This window comes from Pseudoxanthomonas sp. UTMC 1351, assembly GCF_040948865.1.
In the GTDB taxonomy this organism is placed as follows: Bacteria; Pseudomonadota; Gammaproteobacteria; order Xanthomonadales; family Xanthomonadaceae; genus Pseudoxanthomonas_A.
On the sequence record NZ_JAVGJT010000013.1, the window covers coordinates 81,195 to 103,538 of the forward strand.

Below are 22,344 nucleotides of genomic sequence, written 5' to 3' on the forward strand. Positions count from 1 at the left end.
TACAAATCATCCGTGGACCCGCACTTCAATACACCACATCGATAAAGCTGTTGATCGACAGCCGTCCATTCAGCGGATCGGCCGGCGGGACACGATTGTCATTGATGCTGCCGCTGTGCAGCGAGTTGCGCCGGTACACGGCCATGCGGTTGTAAACGCCGTCGACCCGGCCGATCTGCTCGAACAGCGCGGTATCGCCAACGATATAACCGGCTTCCGGCGCGTCTGCGCCCTGGCTCTCCTGTTCCAGACGGGCGAAGTACGTTTCGCGCCGCGCCTCGTCCACGTATTCGTAGCCGGTACTGCGATGTCGATAGAAGGCCGTGCCGCCCCAGTCGCCGTGGAACAGGTAATGCACCGTGGCCAGGCCGTTACCAGCGACCGAGTCGATATGCGGCACCCGCTGCAGCAACACCAGCTGCTCGGGCGGCGTCGTCACCAGCGAGTAGTGGCACATCGGAAACTGGAAGCGGCCCGGTTCCATGCCGAAGTGTTCGCGCACGAGCGGCCGCAGCAGCGTTTCGAGGAAATACTCGTACGATGCGGGCGCACGCGTGCGGATGCCCGGGAAATAAGCGCCATGCGCCGAGAAATGGCTGCGCGTCGCCTTGTTCACCAGTTTTTCTGGTGCGGCCACCACATTGTCGATGACCAGCAGTGGCGCGCCCTCCGCACCGATGGCGAACTTGCTGATGCGCAGCTCGGGATGCTTTTCCAGCAGCATTGCCTTGACCTAGCCCACCGGCATCGATCGGCGCAGGTTCCAGACCGAAGGATCGGCGGGGCAATAGCGCTTGAGGAAGTCCCCGTGCGACGGCATTGCGTCCACCATGCGGTCGATCGGGGCACGGATGCCCTGGAACAAACGGGTCATGTCCGCATCGCCCAGGCCCCGCGTCAATGGATGATGCTCTCGCGGCATCACGCCCTGCCCCAGCATTACATGGGTCCACGAATCCAGCCGGAACAACTCGTCCTCGCCCTGCCAGGCATAGCCTGTGTCGCGGAACACGGCGATGCGCTGGGCCAAGGAATCGGGCAGCTTCATCTCGCGGCAGTCGCGCCATAGCGGCTCGTCGCGCTGATTGAGGTGGTAGTGCATGATGATGAAGTCGCGCACGTGCTCCAGTTCGTCGCGGCTGACATCGTTGTAGCGGTCGACGATCGAATCGTCGATGCCGGCGAACGGGAACATCTGCACCAGCCGCGTCACCGCGCTCAAGGTCAGGTGGATGCTGGTCGATTCCAGCGGCTCGATGAAGCTGCTGGCCAGTCCAAGCGAAACCACATTCTTGTTCCAGGCCTTGAGCCTGCGACCGGTACGGAACGACACCACCCACGGCTCGCGGACCATCGGCGCGTTGTTGTTGGCGGCCTTGAGCTTGGCCGCGGCCTCGTCGTCGGACATGTGCGCGCTGGAGAACACCCAGCCGCAACCAACCCGGTGCTGCAAGGCGATGTGCCAGCGCCAGCCCGCTTCATGGGCGATCGCCCGGGTATAGGGCACTGGCTGCTCATCCGTTTCGATCTGCATCGCCACGGCGCGGTCGCAGGGCAGCCAGTTGTTCCAGTCCTCGTAGCCGGTTTTGAGTGTCTGCTCGATCAGCAGCCCGCGGAAGCCGGTGCAGTCGATGAACAGGTCGCCTTCGACCACCTGGCCGTCCTCCAGCACAAGCGCCTGGACGTAGCCATTCTCCGGATCCTGCCGTACTTCGCGGATCTTGCCTTCTATGCGGGTCAGGCCGCGGCCTTCGCACTTGCGGCGCAGGAACGCGGCATACAACGCCGCGTCGAAGTGATAGGCGTAGCTGACCTCGGCGCGCTCCATCGAGGTCGGCGACTGGACCCAGCGCATCGACCATTGCTGGGCACTGGCGCCGCCCTGGTCGAACAGGGCGAAACGCTTCGCCCGCGCGGCGACGGTCTCCAGGCAGTAGTCGCCCAATTCGGACTTCATGCCGCGGCTCAGGCTTTCCAGCCAGAACTGGTGGAAGTCGCACGACCAGGTATTCATGCCGGTCGTGCCGAACGGATGGAAGTAGTGGTCGCCGGGGTGCTTCCAATTCTCGAACGAGATCGCAAGTTTGAAGCTGCCAGCCACGGAACTGAGGAACTCACGCTCGTCTATCTGCAGCAGTTTGTGAAAGGTGCGGATAGTGGGGATGGTCGATTCGCCCACGCCGACCGTGCCGATCTGTTCGGACTCCACCAAGGTGATGTCAAGCAAGTCGCGGAACTGATGGGTCAACGCGCACGCGGCCACCCAACCCGCGGTGCCTCCACCGGTGATCACGACTTTGCGGATTTTTTTCTCGCTCATGGTTCCCCTATCTGTCAGCGGTTCAATTTGTTTATCAGCATCGCGCGCAATTGCCGTGCCAGCGTTTCGTCGATCGGGCCCAGCACCTTTCGCGCCTGCGGCGGCAAGTGTTCGCCGGCTCGCTGCGCATTGCCGAACACGTAGTAATCGAATATCGCTCGCCAAGCCTGTTTTTCACTTTCGGGCCGGTCGCGTAGTGACCAAAGCGCATGGTAAAGCGCGTGCGTCGGCGCCGGGATGTACGCTGGCGCGCCATTCCACCAGTAGTTGACCAACACGTTGAACGGTTCCAGCCCCTGCACGTGGTGCCACCACAGGTTGGGAATGAAGATCGCATCGCCTGGTTCCAACACCGCGGTCTGCGCCGCCGCCAAGGCGTCGTGGAAACGCGGGTAACGTTCGAAATCCGGATGGGCGAAATCGACCACGCTGACCACTTGCCCGCCCGGCGTCGGCTCCAGCGGCCCCGGATACAGGTTCGCAACCTGCTCCGGCGGAAACACAGTGAAGCGGCGACGGCCGACAACGCAACAGGCAATGTTCTCCATCGCATCGTAGTGGCACGAAGCGGTAACCCGATTGCCGATCCAGATGCTCGGCGGCGCGTGGATGTTGTGCGCGGCGAAATCGAAATCGTTCTGCGCGCGGAATCCCGGCAGGCGCGTATCGACCAGCAGCGAAGCCACGTAGTACGTGGGCGGTTGAGCGTCGCCGATGTGCTCGGCGATCGCGTCGAGCACGTCGCCAAGCGGACTGCGCTGTACTTCGATGTTCAACGCCGTGAAGTCGTCGTTGTAGAACGGCCGTCCGGCGATCTCTGGGCTGCCGTATGAATAGGTCACCGGCTGGCCGTTGTAATGGCGACGCAGATAGTTCATTGCCTCGGCCATGCCCTGCTGGCCAGCCTGGACCAGGCCCCAGTCGCGGGCAATGCCACGCAGGACGACGGGCTGGCCGCCAGCGAGCAGTTCGTCCAGCGGCAACGCACCGGGCGGGCAGTCCGTCAACTCGCGCACGCTGGCGATTGCGTCGACCATCGTGATCAGGCCGCCGCGGCTTCCTGCAGGCGCAGACGGCGCTGCTTTTCCGCCATCAACCGGCGCAGGTTGTGCGTTGATGCGAGGATCAGGTACGCGCCCTCCAGGTAGCCGCTGCGGTGCAGGCGGTGCAGCGCTTCGCCGTCGAGCGCAGCCAGGCGGTCGCGATCGATGCCATGCAGCCCGGTCAGGTTGACGCCGTGCTCTTCGTCGAACTTCAGTTCGATGTTCATTGGCTGGATCAGGCCCAGCTCGTCGAATGCGGCAAAGATCGCCTTGCTGGCCTCCGCGCCATCGCGGATGCCACGCAGCACGGCGGTGATGTGTTCCAGATAAGGGCTGTTGCCACCGTGCGGCAGGAATACAGCTTGTGAAGCCTCCGCCTGAGCGGCGTCTCCCTCGCCTTCTCCGCTGCGGATACGCGGGTGGTCCATGTCGACATGGATCACCGGCTCAGTGCGCAGTTCACCGTCGATGTTTTGTTGTTGGAAACCGATCAGGAATGGCCCGCGCGCAACATAGCCGGGCAAATAGTTCGCATTCCAGCGGCCATCTTGCAGGAACAGGTTTTCGTTGGACTCGAAACCCAGCAGCGCGACCGCCTGCCAGTCGCCACTGTCGCGATCCTTGCGCAGGAAGATCGGATATTCGCGCTGCAGCTCGGCGAATTCGGTTGGGAACGCAGGCACCAGGCCTACCTCGTCGCCGTATTCGCGGCCGAAGCGGGTGACGATGCGTAAATCCTTGTGCGTGACGTTGTTCAGCAGTTCGTAGCGGGGCATGTTGACTCTGGGCGCGTGGTGTACGCAGGGATGTTATGCGCTTTCGGAGCGAAGGCGAAGGCTCACCGGCAAGCCCGAAAGAAAACGGGACCGCTGCTTGCGCAGCGGTCCCGATGCGGCGCCGGCCTGGGAACCGGCGTGGGAGGGCTCAGAAGGTGTAGCGCAGACCCAGCATGTAGCGCGGCGAGTTGTCGACCAGTCGGACCATCTGGTTCTTGGTTCGGGCATGCCAGCGCGTGTCCTCCCCAGTCAGGTTGATGGCTTCGAACGATACCGAGATATTGTCGTTGAACTTGTATCCGACGCTCAGATCGAACTGGTCGTATGCCTCGACGAAGTACGGGTTGCGGTTGTTGCCGTTCTGGTTGGCCGCCAGCAGGTACTCGTCGCGCCAGTTCCACGCCAATCGGGCCGACCAGCCGTACTTTTCGTACATCATCACGACGTTGGCGGTGTCGCTCAGGCCGAGCAGCGCGAACTGGTCCGAGCCCGGATCGCCAGCGCGGTCGATGCCCACATCGCCTTTGACGACGGTGTAGTTGGCTAGAACGCCGAAGCCGGTATCACCGAAGAAGTACTGGCCCCCGATTTCCCAGCCATGCAGCTTGGCGGAACGTTGGTTGAACGGCTTGTTCACGTCGAACATGTACAGCGGGTCGTCGGCTTCGCCGAGGATGTCGAAGCGCGACTCCATGTCGATGGCCTGCGTATTGCTGCCGTCGTAGGCCGCCAGTCCGCCGGTCGCGTCGGCATTGCGCAGCATCGCCAGGGCGGTGAACAGCGTCGTGTAGTTGCCTGCGCAGCCTTCTGCTACGTCCTCCCCCGCCGCTGTGACTTGGTCCTGGCAAGCCTGGCTTTCGAGGAACGCCAATGCCGCCTGCGCATCCGGCCCGGAGGTCGGATCGGTGATGTCGTACAGGTTCTCGCGCACAACAGTGTTACCGATGAAGTTCTTGACCTGCTTGTGCCAATAGGTCACCGATACATAGCTGGACGGTGCGAAATACCACTCCACGCCTAGATCCAGGTTGTCCGACTCCAGCGGAAGCAGGCTCGGGTTCTGCGCTGAGCCGGTCGCCCGGAACGATTCGCCGAACAGGACCGAGCCGCCGGGAGCGCCTGCGGTCGGGCCGGAGTACAGATTGCCGTAGGGCGCGCGCGCGATGGTCTTGCCGTACGAAGCACGGGCCTTGATGTCGTCGGTGAAGTCGATGCTGAAGTCCAGGTTGGGCAGCACGTAGCTGTAGCTGGCCTTTTCGCTGAACGGCATTTGTTCAGCCGTACGCTCGATGACGAAGTCGTTGTTGGACATCCAACGGATGGCGCCCGGCACCTGGATGAGCGAGGTCGATTCCACATCGGTCCTTTCGTAGCGCACACCCATGACGGTGTTCGTCGGGAAGCCGCCCAGGGTGCCGTCCTGTTCCCACTGGATGTAGACCGAGTCTGTCTTCTCCTCGACCAGGTTGTTGTCGTCATAGACCGTACGTACCCTGGAACTGATGCTGTCGCAGTCCGGCCAGACCGCTGGCGCGGTGCCGTCGGCGCAGGCCGATTCGGCCCACTGGGCCAGCTCGCTGGCGTTGCCGTGCCAGGCGTTACTGTCGGCACCGGCGGTGCTGAAGTCCTTGAACTGGTCGGTGATGCTCATCTGCCTCAACAGCGCGGTCATGCCCGGTACCTGCCCGGCATCGTCCACGCCCCAGTTGCCCAGGGTCATCAGATGGGCATGACCGTCGACGTTCAACCGCCGCATTGACGACTTCGTCGAAGCGACGCCGAACTGGAAGCGACCGTCGTCAAAAACGAACTCACCATCGACGCGACCTTCCTTGACCTCGCTGTCCTGGCGGGTCGACCAGATGCGCAGAATCTGCGAGCCCAGCTGTTCGGGCGCGAAGTCCGGATTGACCACGCCGTTGGTATTGGCCAGCGCGTCGGCGCCGGTCGGGTACAGGGTGCGGGCCATGATCGGCAGCCCGCTGTTGAACCAGTACTCCTGCCCCCAGTTGTTGTTCACCCTGTCCGGCGCCAGGCCGGCCAGGCTGAACGCGGTCGAGCTGCCGCCGGTGATCGGGTCGTTCGGGCGGCTGCGCACCTTGGTGTTGTGCGCGTCGAAGGTCAGCGAGAAGCGGTCGTTGACGTCCCAGCGTGCGTTCAGGCCCAGCGATCCGAGCGTGTACTTCTGCTCGTCGCGCTGCTGCTCGAAGCCGAAGTCCTTGGCGCTGCCGGCGATATCGCGGATGTAGACCGGCGTGGCCACCTGGGAGTTTCCATCGAAGGTCACGTGGCTGAGGCTGTTCTGCAGCCACATCGTCTGCTCGCCGCGGTTTTGCGAGATCTCGTTGGTCGAGTAGGTGTAGTCCAGGGTGAAGGCGAACGCATCGGTCGGCGCGAACTGCACCACCGCCTGGCCATTCACGCGCTCACGCTCGAAATCCTGGAAGGCGTAACGCAGATCGTTGGGCATGCTGTAGAGCTGCCCGATCTGCGGCGCGTTCTCGACCACGCCACCCGGGCGCAGGCGCGAATCGGTGCCGGTCCAGCGCGCGACGTTCCAGCCATTCTCCGTTGCCTGCACCGATCCACCACGACGCTTCTGGTAGCTGGCGTTGACGCCGATGCCCCAGGTCTTGTCCGGGTTGGCGTAGCTGAAGATGCCGGATATCTCGGGCGTGATGCTGCTGTCGAAGATCTGCGAGTCGTCGGAGACGGCCTTGACGCCGGCATTCGCCACGACCTCGCCACCCGGGAAGTTGAACGGCCGCGCGGTCAGGATGTCGACCGTGGCGCCGATGCCGCCGCTAGGCACATTGGCGCGACCGGTCTTGTACACCGTGACGCCGTTGACCGCTTCGGCGGCCAATTGCGCGAAGTTGAAGCCGCGGGTACCCGAACCGACACCACCGACCTCCAGGCCGCCGCCACCGAAGCCGTCCGCACCAGGAATCTGACGACCATTGAGCGTGACCAGGTTGTAGCCCGGGCCGAAGCCGCGCGCGGTGACCTGGGCGCCTTCGCCGTCGCGGCGCTCGATTGAGATACCGGTGATGCGTTGCAGCGACTCGGCCAGATTGGTGTCGGGGAACTTACCGATGTCCTCGGCAGAGATCGCATCCACAACACCCGCCGAGTCGCGCTTGATGTTCATTGCATGATCAAGGCTGGAGCGTATGCCGGTGACTATGACGGTATCCAGCGTCGTCGCGTCCGACGACGTCGACGCTGGCTGGTTTTGGCTCTGGACAGCAGGCGTGCTTTGAGTCTGCGTGCTTTGGGTGTCCTGCGCAAACGCCGGATTGATGATCAGCACACCACCGACGAACGTAAAAATGGCTTTCGACTTGAATTTCATTCGCTTACGACTCATCAGCATGCCCTCAGGTCTGGAATTGAACAGCCGGCATCTTTTCCGGCGTACGACACGGCTTGCCCCGCGGTTCGGCTGTAAATATCCGCCGCCGCTAAGGCGTTCGTTACTGCGTGGTCCCGACAACTACTCCCTCTCATGTAGCCTCCCCTCTCACTTCGATCGATGAATAATCGCCCTCCCCCAGGGCACCCCGCAGGCAGCAGCCCGCTCTCTTCCAGACCAGACGTGGACACGCCCGTTACAGCCAATGCCGGTGCTTCGGCATTTCCCGGCAATCAAAATCCTGTGCGGCAACCTACGCTTCCAACGAACCTCCTAGCGGACGACCCGTGCCAGAATGTGGCCAAACTGGTAGCGCTAACATAAAGTGAGAGCAGCCTAATCACGCGTGGCAGTACTTGTCACCATGCACTGCAACAGAAAACGTTCTCAGATACGAAAGGGTCGCGCCAGCCATGTGCAGTCCTCAGCTCCGGTGCACTTCATACCACTACCAAGCTGGCGTATGCGCAGGTATTTGCATGTAGTTGCATCTTCGTATTGCGCGTTACTGTTTCATCTGAAAACGCAGATCGAATAACGCACTACCAATGCAAGACCAACATTGGAGGATTCGATGAAGTCAGTCCGCAGGAAAGGACGTGCCGTCACGATCGACGAAGTGGCTTCGCAGGCTGGCGTATCGCCTATGACGGTTTCGCGCGTGGTCAATGGCTTGGGAGTGGTGCGCGATGCGACCAAGGAACGCGTGATGCGCGCGGTGCGTGAACTCGGCTACCGGCCCAATCTGGCCGCCAGTACGCTGGCCACCGCTCAACACACCTGCATCGCGCTGATCTACACCAATCCCAGCTCCACCTATCTTCGCGAGTTGCTGGTCGGTGCCTTGAGCGGTTCCGTGCGCACGGCGGCTCAGCTGGTCATCGCCACGTGGGACAACCTGGATGCTCCTGCCCAACGAAATGCCGCGCGCCAGCTGGCCAAGAGCGTAGCCGGCGTCATCCTGCCGCCTCCGCTATGCGAATCGAAACCGGTGGTGATGGAGTTCATCGATGCGGGCATTCCGGTGGTGTCCATCGCGTCAGGACGCTTCAGCAACGAAGTTTCCTGCGTTCACATCGACGACTTCCACGCCAGCAAGGAGATCACCGATCACCTGATTGCAAATGGCCATACGCGCATCGGCTACATCAAGGGCAATCCCAATCAGACAGCCAGCGCGGAGCGCTTCGAAGGTTTCAAAGCGGCGCTGGATGAGGCCGGCATATCGCTGGAGGAAGCACTGGTCCAACAGGGATACTTCACGTACCGGTCCGGCCTGGATGCCACCGAAAAACTACTGTCGTTGCGCAATCCACCGACTGCCATCTTCGCCAGCAACGACGACATGGCCTCGGCCGTGGTGTCGGTCGCCCATCGCCATGGCTTGAACGTGCCGGGCGACCTTTCGGTGGTGGGTTTCGACGATACGTCCGCCGCGACCATGGTGTGGCCCGAGCTCACCACGATCCATCAGCCGATTGCATCCATGGCCGATACCGCCATCGACATCCTGCTGTGCACCATTCGCCGTAAAGACGGAGGTACCCATGTCGTCGTCAACCACGTGGTGCCACATCAACTCGTCACACGCGATTCTGTTGCGCGGTTGGATTTGGTTGAGCAAGAAACCGTCGTGAAGAAGCAAGTAGCCCGGATAAGGCCACGGGCCGCACCGCGCCCCGATAGGCGCTCAGCGCCGCGATGACGAACGCGCCGCAGCGCGATCAGATGGCAAACAACCGTACGCCCGGGGGAACGAGCCGATTCCGCGTAGAGCGCCCCGTGTGTGCTTTCCCTTCTCCCCCCGGCAGACAAATCGGCAGGACTGCCGATTTGCACGGCGAAGCCGCCCGAAGGGCGAGCCACATGGATGTGGCGAGTGCACGTGCCCGAAGAGCCTGCCCCGTACTTGATACGGGGCCGGATGAGGGAATGGCAGCGACTCGTTATCCAAACTTCGCTACAAGCGGATGCGCCATTCCCTCATCCGTCGCTGCGCCACCTCGCTTCGCGCCCCAGCTCTGCGCAGCGCGCAGACCGTTCAGGCATGCACGAGCCAATGGCTCGTAAGCCGCATGCCTTCACCCCGGAGGGAGAAGGAAAGACTACGAGTCACCGCGCCCGATAGCCTCTCGGCACTCACGGCGAAGAACGTGCCGCAGCGCGATCAGACGGCAAACAACCGCAGCGCGCCCGGGAACGTTTCTCTTCCGTGTAAAGCACCCCGGATGCGCTTCGCTTATCCGGGCTACGACGCTCTGCGAACCGCACTCGGTGGCTGACCGATAATCCGTTTGAACGCACGACTGAATGACGCTTCCGAGTCGTAGCCCAATCGATGGGCGGCGACGCTGATGCGCATGCCTTCCTGTGCAATCCATTTTCGCGCTTGGAACATCTTTACCTTGGTCACGTACTTGGCGGGGCTCTCACCAAGAATGCGGGTGAAGGCTTCGGCAAAACTTGAACGCGATGCTCCCATCAGCTCGGCCAGCGCGGGTATGGTCCAGTCGTGCTGCGGATCCGCATGGATCGCCGCGATGACCTTGCCTATCTTTGGGCATTGCACAGCGGCGATCCAACCCGTGGAGTCGCTGCAGCCGCACTCCACCCAGGCACGGATGATGCTGGCCGCCAGCACGTCCGCCAGTCGCGCCAAGATGCTGCAGGCGCCGATGCGCTTGAGCGAAACTTCGCGTTCCATCGCTTCCAACAACATAGGAACGGTGGGATCGCGATTGGCCAGATCGCCCGCGCGCATCACGTCCGGCATCATGCCGAGCAAAGGATGCAACGGGTCCAGATTGAAGCGCATGGCGCCGCAGAAAATGACGCTGTGCGCGGCAGACGCATCATCGCCAACCTCGTCTCGCACCAGATAAATGTTTTCCGACACCGGAACACGGTTCAGCGTATCGATATCCACCGCTGGTAAGTCGGGCGCGCTGGCCAGAATATGAGAGCTGCCGCGCGGCAGCAGCACGGCATCACCGCGACTCAGATGCGCCCAGTCGGATGACGGCGTATGCAACCAGCAGTCTCCTTCGGCAACAAAGTGGAAGCGCGCCTCCTCCTTGGCGGGGAACGCGATCGCCCAGGGCGCACGCATCTGGCAGCGGCCGTACTCCACGCCGTCCAGGCGCAGCCCCAGCAGCACCTGGGTCAGCGTGTCGGCGCCGGAGGGATTGGTGGCGGGCGCGAGCGCCAGTTCGGACGAATGAGCAAGCATTTCGGAATTTCCGGCATGTAAACGCCAGCATCTTATCCCTAAGCTAGGGGGCCAATTCAACCCTTCCCCATTCTCATGTCCTCCACTACCTGTCTCGACTGCCCTGATGTCGCTCTGCCGGCAGCAGCCAAATGGCCCGCCGTGGTCTCCCTCGCGTTGGGCGTATTCGGGCTGGTGACGGCCGAGTTCCTGCCCGCCAGCCTGCTGACCGCGATGGCCGCCGACCTGTCCATCACAGAAGGCGTCGCCGGCCAGACGGTCACCGCTACCGCCTTGATCGGTGCCATGGCTGCGCCGTCCATTCCGTTGCTCACGCGGCGCATCGATCGCAAGATCGTGATGATCCTGCTGACGCTGCTGCTGGTGCTGTCGAATGCTCTGGCGGCCACAGCCGATAGCCTGTGGACGCTACTCGTCGCGCGCGTAATGCTGGGCGTCGCACTGGGCGGATTCTGGTCGATGGCAGCAGCATTGGCGATGCGGCTGGTACCTGAGCATCAATTCGCCCGTGCGATGTCGTTGATCCTGACCGGCGTTTCCGTGGCGACCGTTTGCGCGGCGCCGATAGGTGCATGGATGGGCGAACTATGGGGCTGGCGCAGCGCGTTCATCGCCGCGGGCGTGGTCAGCTTGATCACGCTGGTCAGTCAGTTGTTTACGCTGCCGTCGCTGCCTCCCATCGCCAATCCCAACCTGCGTGTGCTGGGTGAACTGTTGACCCGCCCCGGCGTGCGCATGGCGCTATTGGCTGTGCTGTTGCTGATCTCCGGTCACTTCGCGGGTTTCACCTACATCCGTCCGCTGATGGAAAACGTCACTCAGCTATCGGTCGGCGCTATCTCGGCCATCCTGCTTGGCTACGGCATCGGCGGATTCTTCGGCAACTTCGTTGGCGGTTACATCGCCGGACGCAGCGAGCGCTACGCCATCGTCTTCGGCGGCACGTTGATCGCACTGCTGGCCGCCAGCCTGCTGCTAGCCGGCCACTCGGCCATCGTCACTGCCATCGCTATTATTCTCTGGGGCTTTGCCTTCGGCGCATTCCCGGTCGGTTTCCAGATCTGGATCGCGCGCGCGGCGCCTGACCAGGCCGAAGGCGCCGGCGGATTATTGGTGGCCGCGTTCCAAGTCGCCATCGCCACCGGTGCCATCGGCGGCGGACTGCTGGTCGACAACATCGGCGCCCTCGGCGGTCCGATCTTCGCGGTCGTCACCATGACGCTGGGCACGTTCCTGGCGCTGCGGTATGGCCCGCGGCCGGCGTCTGACGACGTTGAAAATGAGCTGGCGTCTGAGCAGGTGAGCAACGGATAAAACCATAGGGTGGGCTCAAGCCCACCAAACGGGAATCGCGGTACTCCACGGCGGCGGGCTTGAGCCCGCCCTATGAGTTGCGGCTTTTGCCCCCTTTTTTGCGCTTTTCAACAGCCGAATGGCGGGTCAAGGGGGAGGTAAAGCAGTCAGGCTTGGATCGAACTCAAGGACACGGACTCATAGCCATCCTTCCGACCACTTAGCCATTATCGGGGCGCGGATGCGCTTCGCGTATCCGGGCCACGATGGTTTTTCAGCCAGTATGGTTTCCGTGACGACTACGGCTGTACCGCATATCCAGCGAAGCGCCAGGTGCCGTCTTCATCCAGGCGGAACGACACCAGCTCGCGCACCGGCGCCTTGCCTGCGGGTTCGGCCAGGAACTCGGCCGAGGCGTACAGGCCTGATGGCAATGCCTGGCCATCGCCAAACTGGCGGCGCACCGAAAGCCAGTTGCGGGTGGCGATCTTGCCCAGCGGCTGGCGGCCCTTGTTTATGCCGGCAACGAACGCGTCGCGTGCCACTGACTTCTTGGTGACAGTGGATGCTTCGTCCCATAGCTTGGCCGCCTGCCCTGCATCAATCGCTATGACCACGCGCATGGCGGCATCGCGTATGGCATTGGGTTCGATGGTTCCAGCGGCGGGGTTGGCGGTTGTCCGGGCACTGGCAGGTGGCTGTTGTGCGGCCGCGATGCCGGCGTTCAGTAGAAAGATCAGGCCAATAGCGGATAAAACTTTTTTCATTCGGAACACCTATATAGAAGTACTACTTGAGTAGCTGGATTTTCCCTTCTCCCTCCGGGAGAAGAGCCTGCCCTCGCGAAGGCGGGGGTGGCGCGCAGCGACGGATAAGGGAATGGAGTGTCCGCTTGTAATAAAAGCCAATGGCGAGTTATTGCCATTCCCTCATCCGCCCTCCGGGCACCTTCTCCCAAAGGGAGAAGGGTAAAACGCGGTCCCATGAGGTCGGGAAGAGCCTAAGCCATCGCAACCAAAGCTTCTGGCAACGTCACTGAACCCCCATCACAACCACTTCAACGCGACGATTCGGCTGCAGGCAGGCCACCAGCTCACCATGTGGCAACGAATCGGAGCACTGCTTCACCGGTTGTGATTCGCCCACGCCAAGCGCAGTAAGACCGTCAGCCGCCACGCCATTCTGGATCAGGAACTCGCGCACCGTCTGTGCGCGCTGTTGCGATAATGCCTGGTTGTCCGCTTCGCTCCCTATCCGGTCGGTATGCCCGATCACCTGAATGATCGCCGCTTTCGAATCCTTCAGCTGGCCGGCGATGGCAGCCAACTCGGTGCGGCCTTGCGGCTGCATATCCTTCAGATCGGAGCCGGCGAAAGCAAACAATGCGTCGGCCGAAAGCTCAAAGCGCTTTGGTTTGGTGGCAACCCCAGCGTCCGCGCCCGCCTCCGACTTCAGCAAGTCCGCGCATCCCGCCGGCGCCCAATAGAAGGCTTGGCCGTGGTAACCCTCGTCGAAGATCACCTTGTACTGACAGGTGACGATCTTGTCGCCCTGGCGGAAATGAAACAGGTAGTCCCACTCGCGGGCGGAGAAGCCTTCTCGAAAATGCGGCCGGCCGATCAAGTCGTACAACTGGTCCTTGGTAACGCCCGGGCCAATCTGGCGCAAGTTGTCCACGTTGGGGAACGTGCCTTCCTTCAGCACGATGTTGTCGGTGGACGGAAAGATCACTTCCTCCACCTTGGCGTCCGGGGTAATGCCGCGGCTCACGTGTCGGGTGCAACCCGTCAGCGTGGCGCCCGCGACAAAGACGCATAGCGCGAGTGGGATGAGGCGCGCGGCGTTGTTTTTGATGTCCATGTGTTTGTTGCCCCTTGAATGTCGTCTTTGAATATCGGTGGCTGTTTTTTTGGTAGAAGGTCTGAACAATCTGCCGTCATGACCAGCCATTCGGCTGTTGAGAAGCGCTTCCGGCGTAGGCCGGGACCCAGTGCCTTTCGCTTTCAGTGGTTCTAAGTCGCTAGATCCCGGCCTACGCCGGGACGACGAGCAGAGGACTACCACTGAATTCCCGCACCCACCGAGAAGCCCCAATCGCGCGTGGTGTTGCCGCTGGCTTGCGCCTTGTAGACATAGCGGCCGTTCTCGGTGATGCCAGACAGACCGAACGCCATGCCGTATTCGCCTTGATATCCGCCAAAGCCCACCGACACCATGCTCTTGCCCGGCAGGTACGCCTGCGGCAAACCCGCCATGGCCATCGCCGACGATGTCGCGCCACGGTAGCCGCGTTCCAGCGTCCACACATCGTTGTCCAATTGGGCCAAGCGGCTATCGGTGTACTGATTAGCTCGGGTGACGGCCTGGTCCACACCCGCGTTCAACTGGTTGACGTTGACCACGTCGGTGCCGGCGATACCCGGCGCCACGCCGGTGATCGTGCGCCCGCCCACGTTTACTTCGCCGGTCGAACTGCTGTTGCCTACATAGGCGCCGTTGTAGTTGTTCTGCGCGCCCACGGTGGTAGCAGAGCCGGACCCCAGCGCCACGCTGTTGCCATGGGTCACCGTGGCGCCATTGCCCACCGCGGTGCTGTTGTCGGCCGACGCCGTGCTGTTGCCGCCTATCGCCGTGCTGTTGTTGCCGGAAGCCACTGAACCGGAACCGCCCGCCGTGGAATTGCTGCCGCTAGCCGTCGCCACCGTGGTGTTGCCGCCGCCCACCTGGAAATTGGGAGTTGAGCCGTTGTTGACGATATTGGTGATGGAGCTCTCCAGATTGGTGACGCGCCCATCGATCAGGTTGACGGCCCGGTTGGTAGCGTTCAACTGGCTGCCATTGATTGCATCGGTGCTGGTGTCGCTGATCCGTCCCGCCGCGACATTGGTGACGGTGCGCTCTGCACCGGCAGCGCCCACGCTGACCGTTCCGGCCGGCGTCGCACCAGCAAAGTTGTAGGTGGTGCCCGCGATGGTCGCGCTGGCGGTGCCCACCGCGGCGGCCGTGACCGAACCGGCGCCCAGCGCGACGCTGTTGGCGAAGCCAGACGTAGCGCCAGTGCCCATGGCGATCGCATCCGTCGCGGTCGCGCTGGCGTTGATGCCGGATGCAATGGCACCGGTGGCGGTGGCGCCATCGTTGTTGTAGTTGCCGCCCTGCACGCCGCCGTCGTTGACGCTGTAGTAGTGCGTCGCGGAAGCATTGACGGCGTTGGTCAGGTTTTCGATGGCCTGGTTGGTAGCGAACAACTGCGAACCGTTGATCGCATCGGTGGAACTGTCGGAAATCCTACCGGCCGCGACGTTAGTGATGGTGCGCTCGCTACCGACCGCGCCGACGCTGATCGTGCTGGTCGGCGTGACGCCGGCGAAGTTATAGGTCGTTCCGCCAATCACCACGCTGGGTGTTGCGACCGCCACCGACGTCACCGACCCCGCACCGAGCGCAACGCTGCCGGGTTCGTTGGCGGTAGCGCCGGCGCCCAATGCCATGGACTGGATGCCGTTGGAGGTGGAATTGGTACCCAGCGCGATACCGTCGGCGAAGTTGACTTCCGAATTCTGGCCAATCGCGATGCCACCTGGTGCCGTCTGCTGCACCAGTGCGCCGTTGCCCATGCCGATGCCGTTGTCGCCGTTCACGACGGTAGTCGGGCCGATGGCTACGGACTCGGCGCCAACCGCCAGCGAATCGTCCGCCGCCGAATTGGCATGGAAGTACATGGTGGGCGTTACCGAGAACGAACTCAGTCCGTTGCGCAACTGGCGCAACGTCACCGCGTCCTGATCTTGGGTACCGTCGGCCACGTTGGTGATCTGGCGGTAAGTAGTGTCGGTGCCCACCGACACCGCACCCAGCAAGGTCTTATCGGTGGTGTTGTACGGCACCAGGCCGGTGCCGGCGATGATGTTGCCGGTTGCCGGCGCCACCACGCGGTCGGACACCGACCCCGAGCCCAGCGCCACGCCGCCATCGGTGGTCACGCTGGCGTTGTTGCCCAACGCCACGCCTTGCGCCGCCGTGGAACTGGCACCCACACCCGCCGCCATCGCGTTGATGCCGCTGGCGCCGTCGTTGTTGTAGTTGCCACCCTGCACGCCATTGTCGTTGACGCTGTAGTAGCGCGTCGTTGCGCCGTCCACCAGATTGGTCACCTGATCCAGGTTGACCGCATCGGTGCCAGTGATCGCAGGACCCACATTGGTGATGGTGGTGTTGCCGGCGTCGATTCCGACATTGGTGATGCTGGGGCCGCCGGTGATGGTCAGGCCGGAGTTGTCGATCAGCGTGTTGCCGATGGTGACGCTGGTGAAACTGGGGTTGGCCACCACGCCCACGGTCATCGTGCCGGTGCTGTCGTCATAGGCTACCGTGGCGTTGTTGCCTGCGGCCACCGTCAGCGTTTCATTCGGGCCGATGTTGCCGGTGTTGGTGCCGTCGGTGATGTTCCAGCCCGTATTGGCGGCCGTGGCGACTGCTTCGATCGCCTGGTTGGTCGCATACAACTGCGAGCCGTTGATCGCATCGGTGGAGCTGTCGGAAATCCGGCCGGCGGCAACGTTCGTGATGGTGCGTTCGGTACCGAACGCGCCGACGCTCACGGTGGAGGTCGGATTGGTGCCCGCGAAGTTGTAGCTCACGCCATCGATCACCGTGCTGGTGGTCGCCACCGCAACGCCCGTCACCGAACCCGAACCCAGCGCCACATCGCCCGCGTTGTTGGCAACTGCGGTGTCGCCGAAGGCCACCGCGCCGGCGGCCAACGCACTGCTGGTGCTGCCGATCGCCACACTGCCCTGTCCAACCACGGTGTTCTGGAAGCCGATGCCCACAGCGCCCTGTGCCGCGGCGCCCGGCGTGCTCACCGCCTGGCCGCCACCGCCCACCATATTGGTGTTACCCATCGCCACCGAACCATTGCCGGTGGCGGTGTTGTCCATGCCTTGCGCGACTGCACCGTTGCCGGTGGCGGTGTTGGGATCGCCGATGGCCACGGCGCCGTCGCCGTTGGCCACGTTGCCGCGACCGATCGACACCGCGCCGCCGGCAGCGGTGCCGGCATTGGCGGTGCTCAGGTTGCCGATGGCGACGTTCACGCCGGTTGCGCCCGTGGTAGCGGCATGACCGAAGGCCACGGACGAGGCGCTGCCGACTACGGCTTGGTAGCCCAAGGCAACCGAATTCGCAAAATTGGCCGTTGTGTTCTGGCCGATGGCGACGGCGCGAGATCCAGATGCGACGGCCGCAGACCCCGTGACGGCGGTTCCGCCGCCACCACCGATGGCGATAGCTCCGAGACCTGTTGCGTTGGCGCCTCCAACGCTACCCGCGCCACCAATGGCGACAGTGTAAGCCGCGGCTCCCGTTGCGTTGCCGCCGAGTGCTACCGCGTTCGACGCCGCACTGGCAGTCAAACCAATGGCCACTGCATGATTGCCTGCGGTTCGCGCCGAGTCGCCGATTGCAATCCCGCCGACGGAGGTTCCGCTTGTGACGGCGGCATTATTGCCAATGGCGATGCCGGTTCCTGCGACTGAAGTCGCACCCGTTCCCACCGCAATCGAATTCAGCCCGGTCGCGCCATCGTTGTTGTAGTTGCCGCCCTGCACGCCATTGTCGTTGACGCTGAAGTAGTGAATGGCGCTCGCTTCAACCTGGTTGCTGAGGTTCTCGATCGACTGATTGGTCGCATACAGCTGCGAGCCGTTGATCGCATCGGTGGAGCTGTCGGAAATCCTACCGGCCGCCATATTGGTGATGGTGCGTTCGCCGCCGACCGTGCCAACGCTCACCGTACTGGTCGGCGTGGTGCCGGCGAAGTTGTAGGTCACGCCATCGATGACTGTGCTGGATGTCTGCACCGCCACCGCGGTCACCGAACCCGCACCCAACGCCACGCTGCCCGGTTCGTTGGCAGTGGAGCCTGCGCCCAAGGCCAGCGACTGAATGCCGTTGGACGTGGCATTGGTGCCCAGCGCGATGCCGTCGGCGAAGCTGACTTCCGAATTCTGGCCAATCGCAATACCGCCCGGCGCCGTCTGCTGCACCAGTGCGCCATTGCCCATGCCGATGCCGTTGTCGCCATTGACGATAGTGGTTGGGCCAACGGCAATCGATTCCGCGCCGACGGCCAGCGAATCCGCCGCCACTGAATTGGCGTGGAAGTAGCGCGTACCGGTTGCCGTCACCGAGGTGATCGCGCCCTGCAGCTGTCGAACGGTCACCGCATCCTGGGCCTGGGTGCCGTCGGCCACGTTGGTGACTTGGCGGTAGGTGGTGTCGGTGCCCACCGACACCGCGCCCAGCAAGGTCTTGTCGCTGGTGTTGTACGGCACCAGGCCGGTGCCGGCGATGATATTGCCGGATGCTGGCGCCAGCGCACGGTCCGACAGCGAACCCGAGCCCAGCGCTACGCCTCCATCGATGGTCACGCTGGCGTTGTTGCCCAGTGCCACACCCTGCGCGGCCGTGGAACTGGCGCCCACGCCGGCTGCCATAGCGTTGATGCCGCTGGCGCCGTCGTTGTTGTAGTTGCCGCCCTGCACGCCGTTGTCGTTGACGCTGTAGTAGCGCGTTGTTGCACCGTCGACCAGATTGGTTACCTGCTCCAGATTGACCGCATCGGTGTTGTTGACTGCCGCTGCCACGTTGGTGATGGTCGTATTGCCGGCATCGATGCCGACATTGGTGATGCTGGGGCCGCCACTGGTGAAGCTGATGCTGCCGTCGTTGATGACGGTGTCGCCCACGGTGACGCTGTTGAAGCTCGGATCAGCCGCCACGCCCACGGTCATCGTCCCGGTGGCATCGTTGTAGACCACCGTGGCGTTGCTGCCCGCCGCCACCGTCAACGTTTCATTCGGTGCGATGTTGCCGCTATTGGTGCCGTCGGTGATGTTCCAACCGGCAGTGGCGGTCGTGGCGACGGCCTCGATCGCCTGGTTGGTCGCGAACAGCTGGGAGCCATTGATGGCATCGGTCGAAGAACCGGAAATCCTGCCGGCTGCGACATTGGTAACGGTGCGCTCGGTACCGGCTGCGCCCACGCTCACAGTGGAAGTAGGATTGGTGCCCGCAAAGTTGTAGGTCACGCCGTCAATTGCGGTGTTGGCTGTCGCCACCGCCACACCCGTCACCGAGCCCGAACCCAGCGCCACATCGCGCGCATTGTTGGCTACAGCCGTATCGCCAAAGGCGACCGCGCCAGCCGCCAGCGCGCGGCTGGTGCTGCCGATCGCCACACTGCCCTGCCCGATCACCTGATTCTGGAAGCCGATGCCGACCGCACCCTGCGCCGCAGTGCCCGGCGTGCTGACCGCCTGGCCGCCGCCGCCGACCATATTGGTGTTGCCCATCGCGACCGAACCGTTGCCGGTGGCGGTGTTGTCCAGGCCCGAGGCGATCGCACCGTTGCCGGTGGCGGTGTTGGGGTCGCCGATGGCGACTGCACCGTCGCCATTGGCGACATTGCCTGAGCCGATGGCGACGGCCCGGCCGCCGGTGGCGGTGGAGCCGTGACCGATGGCGACTGCGTCATCAGCATTGGCGACGGATTCACCGCCGATGGCGATGGCGTTGGCGCCCGACGCGAGAGCGCCTAGTGCTGCGTTACCACCAATGGCGACCGAGCCGACACCCGTGGCGCGCACGGCTGTTGCTGCGCCGTTACCACCTGTGCCGAGCGCTGTCGCATAGTTGGCAGCCGCATTGGTCCAGGTTCCGACTGCTACCGCATCCACGCCGGTTGCCCGGCTTGCGACGCCCATGGCAACAGCGCGATCCTGCGATGCGGTCACGTCCGTGCCGACGGCGATGGCACCCGCTGCCGTGGCACCCGATCCTGCCAATGTGCGCGCGCCAAGATTGATCGAGTTGATTTCCGACGCGATCGACTGGAAGCCGATGGCGATCGCGTTGCGGCCGCCCGCGTTGGCGCTGCTGCCTTGCGCGACGGCATCCAGTGCGGATGCGCTGGCCAGGGTACCGATGGCGATCGCGTTGCCCACGCTGGCATTCGCGTTCACGCCGATCGACGTCGTTGCGTCGGCCGTGACGCCGATGCCCGCGTTGGTGCCGATGGCGATATTGTCGTCGCCGCTCACCAGGCTGCCGGCCGCAGCCTGCAGCGTGCCGTCGTAGGTTACCGTGCCATCGCCGACGCCGAAGGCGACGTTCCGCGTTCCGGTGACGCCCGAACCCGCGCCGCGCATCACGCTGGCAATGCCTCCGCCGATGGCGGTGTTCTGCGCGCCGGTGACCAGCGCTCCGGCGGCGACACCCATTGCGATCGAACCGGTATTGGCGGCCGTCGAGCCTGCACCGGAACCCTGGCCGACCGCGACCGTGCTTGCTCCGATAGCGAGCGCTTGCGTACCGAGCGCAAGCGAACTGTTTCCTAGCGCGCGAGCGGTGTTGCCGACGGCCGTGGCAGCGGCGTCGCTCGCCTCTGCCGAACGGCCACCGGCGAACGCATTAGCGCCACTGGCGTTGGCGCCAGAACCTATCGCAGCGGAACCCCCGCCACCGGCATTGGCAAAAGAACCGAGGGCGCTGGCAGCGACTCCGGCGGCTTCGGCGGACGCGCCAACTGCAGTCGCATTAGTGGCGCTCGCGGTTGTCCCGGATCCCAATGCGCTGGCATTGATCCCCGTGGCATCGGCTGAGTTACCCATCGAAACGCCGCCTTGCGCGGTCGCAGTGGCAGCAGTGCCCAGCGCGACGCTGAAACCACCGGTAGCCTGCGTATTGACACCGATTGCGATGTCATTGGGCAGGGCCGTGTTGGTTTGGACGCCCGCGTTCGCGCCTAGGCCGAATGCGATCGACTGGTTACCCCAGGCTCTGGATGAGGTACCCATGGCCAAGGCGCCCGTGCCCGTCGATCTGGCTTGAATACCTATGGCGACAGTACCGTCAGCAGTAGCGATCACGTCGGTGCCGATGCCGATGGCACCGTCGCCCGCCGCACCGGCTCCTCCGGTTCGCGGACCCAGGTAAATGGCATTAATCCCAGAGGCAATGGCTTGGTAGCCGATAGCCGTGGCATTCAGCGCCGTACTTTGGGCGTTATAACCTACCGCAGTGCCTCCGCCTGTAGTCGCTTGGGACATGAAACCCACGCACATCGTGCTGCCGCTGTAGTAGTTGTACGGCGCCGCAGCGCAGCTCACCTGTGCTTGCGCCGACCCGGCCCATCCCAATCCACCCATCGTCAACAACGCGGCGGTGACCCCGGCGCACAACGTTACTGCCGGACGTGACGCCTTCCGTCCACCACCCGACGCCTTTCCTCCAAGCGAGGCCAGCTCGGAAGCGACCACCAGCTGATTGAGCGAACGGTTCCATACCACGCTGTAGATTTTGTTCATTACCTATTCCTTAGTGGCAAACGAATGCGGTGGTCCGCAGACAAGACGATGTGGCGTTGCTTATGACTTTTTTGATACGGATCGCGCACGCGGCGATATCCGGCGCAGCGCGTGCATGCGCCAGCACTTGGGACGGGAGCTGCGCGTGACGTTTGGTTGAGGGCGCAGCACTACCGTGGAATCGCGTTCGATCCACTGCGGTAAGCGGGCGGAGCTTGGCCGAGAGATGTCTGGCGCTGAAGCGGCGGCAGACCGAAGGCTGATATCGACGCGCGTTAAGTGGTGCAGGGTTTGGAGCACCAGCCGGTGCCTTGCTCCAGCGCCATGCGCTCGCAAGGCGGTTGCGACCCACACAGGGCGGCGTTCCGACCGCTGAGCTTCGGGCATCGGATAGGAAGCAAGATCGCAAACCGCGGCAGCGGCTACCGACCTCCGCGTGCACGTGGTCGTGCAACCACGGCTTTGGGAGCTGACTTCATTGATGGCAGATGCCGGCGGATATCCGGCATCAAGGACGTTGGTAGCTTCCATGTTCCCCCTGTCGAATTTCATATCCGCTATTGCATATGAAATCGGTCGTGCATTTCTATCCGCTGAAAACAAAAATTACTGTGACTCGAATTGCAATTGCGCACTTAGAATATTTTAGAAAACACTTGCGTGCGATCTGCATGCATCGATTCAACATCGTTCTGCATGCGTGCAGCACCGATCTTCGTTCATAGTAATGAGAGAAAACTGAGAGTTTTCTATTTGCGTTCTTGATGAAGATCTACGTGTTGGATGCGCACTGATTGGTAAATACATTTACCAATATCATTTACGATATCCCTTGCATGATGCTGGTGCTCGATGAGGCGGCAACTTAGGCTCTCGAACTCCAGCGCATCGGATGCTCGA

At 63.0% G+C, this 22,344-nt stretch carries 11 protein-coding genes; 2 read left to right on the top strand and 9 right to left on the bottom strand.

Going from position 1 to position 22,344, the window contains the following annotated elements:
- Positions 1-25 precede the first annotated feature (25 nt).
- The 5 genes from AB6O04_RS10275 to AB6O04_RS10295 form a co-directional block, all read right to left on the bottom strand.
- Entirely contained in the window at positions 26-724 is a 699-nt protein-coding gene (locus AB6O04_RS10275; protein WP_368563779.1) for a DUF6445 family protein, read from the bottom strand.
- Positions 725-733: 9 nt separating this feature from the next.
- Positions 734-2,320, bottom strand: coding sequence for a tryptophan halogenase family protein (locus AB6O04_RS10280; RefSeq protein ID WP_368563780.1), 1,587 nt, complete (start codon positions 2,318-2,320; stop codon positions 734-736).
- A gap of 14 nt (positions 2,321-2,334) precedes the next feature.
- Positions 2,335-3,357, bottom strand: a complete 1,023-nt coding sequence (locus AB6O04_RS10285) for a cupin-like domain-containing protein (protein ID WP_368563781.1) — start codon at positions 3,355-3,357, stop codon at positions 2,335-2,337.
- A gap of 5 nt (positions 3,358-3,362) precedes the next feature.
- A complete protein-coding gene (locus AB6O04_RS10290; RefSeq protein ID WP_368563782.1) occupies positions 3,363-4,139 on the bottom strand; it encodes a SapC family protein in 777 nt (258 codons plus the stop codon).
- A gap of 148 nt (positions 4,140-4,287) precedes the next feature.
- Positions 4,288-7,509: a TonB-dependent receptor gene (locus AB6O04_RS10295; RefSeq protein ID WP_368563783.1), complete on the bottom strand. Its 3,222-nt coding sequence runs from the start codon at positions 7,507-7,509 to the stop codon at positions 4,288-4,290.
- A 607-nt stretch (positions 7,510-8,116) separates the two neighbouring features.
- Here AB6O04_RS10295 and AB6O04_RS10300 point away from each other — a divergent pair.
- Positions 8,117-9,259 (top strand): LacI family DNA-binding transcriptional regulator, encoded by a 1,143-nt coding sequence (locus AB6O04_RS10300; RefSeq protein WP_368563785.1) that lies wholly within the window; start codon positions 8,117-8,119, stop codon positions 9,257-9,259.
- Positions 9,260-9,802: 543 nt separating this feature from the next.
- Here the strand turns inward: AB6O04_RS10300 and AB6O04_RS10305 are convergent.
- Positions 9,803-10,783 carry an AraC family transcriptional regulator gene (locus AB6O04_RS10305; protein ID WP_368563786.1) on the bottom strand — a complete coding sequence of 327 codons (981 nt, stop codon included), beginning with the start codon at positions 10,781-10,783 and terminating at the stop codon, positions 9,803-9,805.
- A 75-nt stretch (positions 10,784-10,858) separates the two neighbouring features.
- Between AB6O04_RS10305 and AB6O04_RS10310 the strand changes: the two genes are divergently transcribed.
- Positions 10,859-12,097 (top strand): MFS transporter, encoded by a 1,239-nt coding sequence (locus AB6O04_RS10310; protein WP_368563787.1) that lies wholly within the window; start codon positions 10,859-10,861, stop codon positions 12,095-12,097.
- Between the two features lie 278 nt (positions 12,098-12,375).
- Here AB6O04_RS10310 and AB6O04_RS10315 read toward each other — a convergent pair whose 3' ends face one another.
- The 3 genes from AB6O04_RS10315 to AB6O04_RS10325 form a co-directional block, all read right to left on the bottom strand.
- Positions 12,376-12,843, bottom strand: a complete 468-nt coding sequence (locus AB6O04_RS10315; protein WP_368563788.1) for a DUF4019 domain-containing protein — start codon at positions 12,841-12,843, stop codon at positions 12,376-12,378.
- Between the two features lie 265 nt (positions 12,844-13,108).
- Positions 13,109-14,026, bottom strand: a complete 918-nt coding sequence (locus AB6O04_RS10320; RefSeq protein ID WP_368563790.1) for an OmpA family protein — start codon at positions 14,024-14,026, stop codon at positions 13,109-13,111.
- 107 nt (positions 14,027-14,133) lie between these two features.
- Complete coding sequence (locus tag AB6O04_RS10325; RefSeq protein ID WP_368563791.1) at positions 14,134-21,444, bottom strand: ESPR-type extended signal peptide-containing protein; 7,311 nt, start codon at positions 21,442-21,444, stop codon at positions 14,134-14,136.
- Between the last annotated feature and the right edge of the window lie 900 nt (positions 21,445-22,344).

Bases quoted from the DNA above. Each gene is read 5' to 3' on its own strand.
- AB6O04_RS10320 (WP_368563790.1), bottom strand. From the start codon at position 14,026: ATGGCTGGTCATGACGGCAGATTGTTCAGACCTTCTACCAAAAAAACA.
- AB6O04_RS10280 (WP_368563780.1), bottom strand. From the start codon at position 2,320: ATGAGCGAGAAAAAAATCCGCAAAGTCGTGATCACCGGTGGAGGCACC.
- AB6O04_RS10325 (WP_368563791.1), bottom strand. From the start codon at position 21,444: ATGAACAAAATCTACAGCGTGGTATGGAACCGTTCGCTCAATCAGCTG.
- AB6O04_RS10305 (WP_368563786.1), bottom strand. From the start codon at position 10,783: ATGCTTGCTCATTCGTCCGAACTGGCGCTCGCGCCCGCCACCAATCCC.
- AB6O04_RS10290 (WP_368563782.1), bottom strand. From the start codon at position 4,139: ATGCCCCGCTACGAACTGCTGAACAACGTCACGCACAAGGATTTACGC.
- AB6O04_RS10285 (WP_368563781.1), bottom strand. From the start codon at position 3,357: ATGGTCGACGCAATCGCCAGCGTGCGCGAGTTGACGGACTGCCCGCCC.
- AB6O04_RS10310 (WP_368563787.1), top strand. From the start codon at position 10,859: ATGTCCTCCACTACCTGTCTCGACTGCCCTGATGTCGCTCTGCCGGCA.
- AB6O04_RS10295 (WP_368563783.1), bottom strand. From the start codon at position 7,509: ATGAGTCGTAAGCGAATGAAATTCAAGTCGAAAGCCATTTTTACGTTC.
- AB6O04_RS10315 (WP_368563788.1), bottom strand. From the start codon at position 12,843: ATGAAAAAAGTTTTATCCGCTATTGGCCTGATCTTTCTACTGAACGCC.
- AB6O04_RS10275 (WP_368563779.1), bottom strand. From the start codon at position 724: ATGCTGCTGGAAAAGCATCCCGAGCTGCGCATCAGCAAGTTCGCCATC.